The organism is Dorea sp. Marseille-P4042 (genome assembly GCF_900290215.1).
GTDB lineage: Bacteria > Bacillota > Clostridia > Lachnospirales > Lachnospiraceae > Dorea > Dorea formicigenerans.
In genome coordinates this window covers 1-2,679 of the sequence record NZ_OLMI01000005.1, presented here as the reverse complement: position 1 = coordinate 2,679, position 2,679 = coordinate 1, and the positions used below count along the sequence as shown (strand labels likewise).

Here is a 2,679-nt window from a genome sequence, read left to right as displayed (position 1 = left end):
GCTAGATGAGGCTTATTTGTTGTGCCCAAAATCAAGTGTTTTTTATTTTCTGCATTAAAATATCTGTAAGATAGAACGTTTATCTCTTTTACGCAAGTTTTAGGAATGTGTTTCGCAATTACCTATTTATGTATTAATTGTCGTACCTGTGTTGATAATAGAAATCTTATCTATTATAATATAAAAAGGCGTCAAAGAAAAGACGACAATGAAAAGAGGAGGCTATAACGTCATGAAAATCGGAATTGGTAATGATCATGCTGCAGTAGACATGAAGAATCAGGTAGTAGAGTACCTGGAAGGAAAAGGATATGAAGTTGTGAACTTTGGAACAGATACATACGAGAGCTGTAATTATCCAGAGTACGGCGAGAAAGTTGGACGAGCTGTAGCAGCAGGAGATGTAGATCTTGGTATCCTGATCTGTGGTACAGGAGTTGGAATCTCTTTGGCAGCAAATAAAGTAAAAGGTGTTCGTGCAGTTGTTTGCTCAGAGCCATATTCTGCAAAACTTTCCAGACAGCATAACAATACCAATATTCTGGCATTCGGTGCCCGTGTAATCGGAATTGAGCTTGCAAAGATGATCATCGATGAATGGTTAAGCGCAGAATTCGAAGGTGGAAGACACCAGACCAGAGTAGATATGATTACAGCAATTGAGAATAAATAAGCAAAAAATAATCAGTAAAAATAATCAGTAAAATAATCAGTAAACAAAACTGTTGCTTTGTGAAGGATAATCTGACGAAGCAGCAGTTTTTTTGTTGCCAAGCATGCGACAAAAAGGTCCGGTGGACCTTTTTTAGCGCTATAAAAGTATTCGAAGGAAATTGCCAGTGAAAGTTTATCTGTGCAGAAAATTTTTTTGGAAATCTGTACATTTCCGCATTTTAGAAAAATCACCTATCTGATTTTTGAGTCATACTATAATATAAAAAGATTTTGAGGAATAAATATGCCATATTCTATGATGTTAGATAGTGGTCACGGGGGAAGTGATCCTGGAGCAGTTTATCGGGGGCGCCGTGAAAAAGATGATACATTAAGGCTGACGCTTGCAGTGGGAGAGATTCTTCAGGAAAATGGAATTGAGGTACTTTACACCAGGACAACAGATGTGTATTTGTCCCCATATGAGCGGGCAGTAGAGGCAAATCAGGCAGGAGTGGATTTTTTCCTGTCGATCCATCGAAACTCTTATCCGACAGATAATGAAGTAATGGGAGTGGAAAGTCTGATCTATGATTTGTCTGGACTTAAATATCAGATGGCGCAGGAAATCAATGAACAATTGGAAACGGTGGGGTTTGTAGATTTGGGGGTGAAAGCAAGACCGAATCTTGTAGTGTTGAAGCGGACACGGATGCCAGCTGTACTTGTAGAGGCTGGGTTTATCAATTCAGATACGGATAATAAATTATTTGATTCTAATTTTCAGGATATTGCACAGGCAATTGCAACAGGAGTCCTGGATACATTGGAAAATGCCGGAGTTCTGAAAGAACCGGAAACGCCGGTGGAACAGACGAAGTACCGTATTCAGGTCGGACTGTTCCGGAACCGGAACAATGCAGCGAGGCAGCAGGAAACACTGGAAGACCGTGGATTTCCGGCATATATAGATCAATGGAAACAATATTACCGGGTGATTTCCGGAGAATATGATATGCTGGACGAAGCGGTGGCGGCACAGAGAAGACTTAAGAGAGCCGGATTTGAGACGCTTTTGATACAATAATCATTCAGGTACTCGCTTTGAGCCAACGCCCAGACTAAAATTGTTCAGGTGCTCATTTAAAGCCAGCCTCCCAACTAAAATTATTCAGATACTCGCCCAGAGCCAACGTCCAAACTAAAGAGCAATTGGGACGTGTGGCGTATCTGCCAGATAGAATTATTCCCATATTCGTTCAGAGCCCAACGTCCCAACTAAAAAGCAGTTGTGACGTGTGGCGTATCCGCCAGATAGAATTTTAAAAACAACTTTAAAAATGTAATCATTTTACAGTTGTTTTATAAAATTCTGCCTGGCTCTGAACGAGTACATTTTACAAAGATTTAGCATTTCTCTGTAAACTGATTTAACATGCAGTTCCTATAATGTACATGAAGAGAAGAAAGAGATGGTGCGGACCACATGAAGATGTGAGAGCATCTAAGATATAGTTGTTTCATATGCAGGGAGGAATGAATATGAAATTTTTATGGGAAATGACAGGAAAAATATTTGGAGCGGAAGCACAGGACGGAACATTTTTATCAGCAAATGTATTGCTGTGGAGTGTTACAACATTTATAGTTGGAATGTTCTTCTGCACGGCAATCGGAAAAATTGCATTGATTGACTGTATAGCAAATGTAATGTGTGTTGCTATTTATGCCGGAGTGATCGGCGGAGTGATCGGTGGATTTTTATTTCTGATACACAGACATAACGGGAAACAGTTATAAGAGTTAAAAATTATAGAGGCTTAATAGAAGATATTTTGAATTACATCAAAAGATATAAAGAAAAGGCATGTTCTGACATGAAATTTTAAGAACTTGCCTTTTCTTTGTTTGCGCGCCATGGGCGCGCTCTAACGGGTGTAAGTCCCGAACATGCCCAGGTAGTGGGAAATGTATAGCCGAACAGCAAGGGTGTCTACCGTGAGGTGGAATCTGAAGGAAGCTGTA

General features: G+C 39.9%; 3 protein-coding genes. All 3 read left to right on the top strand.

Going from position 1 to position 2,679, the window contains the following annotated elements; all coding sequences use genetic code 11:
- Positions 1-232 precede the first annotated feature (232 nt).
- The 3 genes from rpiB (at position 233) to C7E02_RS19070 (ending at position 2,454) form a co-directional block, all read left to right on the top strand.
- Positions 233-673, top strand: coding sequence for a ribose 5-phosphate isomerase B (gene rpiB / locus C7E02_RS19085; RefSeq protein WP_005337976.1), 441 nt, complete (start codon positions 233-235; stop codon positions 671-673).
- Between the two features lie 285 nt (positions 674-958).
- A complete protein-coding gene (locus C7E02_RS19075) occupies positions 959-1,741 on the top strand; it encodes an N-acetylmuramoyl-L-alanine amidase (RefSeq protein ID WP_021840241.1) in 783 nt (260 codons plus the stop codon).
- Between the two features lie 455 nt (positions 1,742-2,196).
- A complete protein-coding gene (locus C7E02_RS19070) occupies positions 2,197-2,454 on the top strand; it encodes a hypothetical protein (RefSeq protein ID WP_021840240.1) in 258 nt (85 codons plus the stop codon).
- Positions 2,455-2,679: the final 225 nt, after the last annotated feature.

Bases quoted from the DNA above. Each gene is read 5' to 3' on its own strand.
- rpiB (WP_005337976.1), top strand. From the start codon at position 233: ATGAAAATCGGAATTGGTAATGATCATGCTGCAGTAGACATGAAGAAT.
- C7E02_RS19075 (WP_021840241.1), top strand. From the start codon at position 959: ATGCCATATTCTATGATGTTAGATAGTGGTCACGGGGGAAGTGATCCT.
- C7E02_RS19070 (WP_021840240.1), top strand. From the start codon at position 2,197: ATGAAATTTTTATGGGAAATGACAGGAAAAATATTTGGAGCGGAAGCA.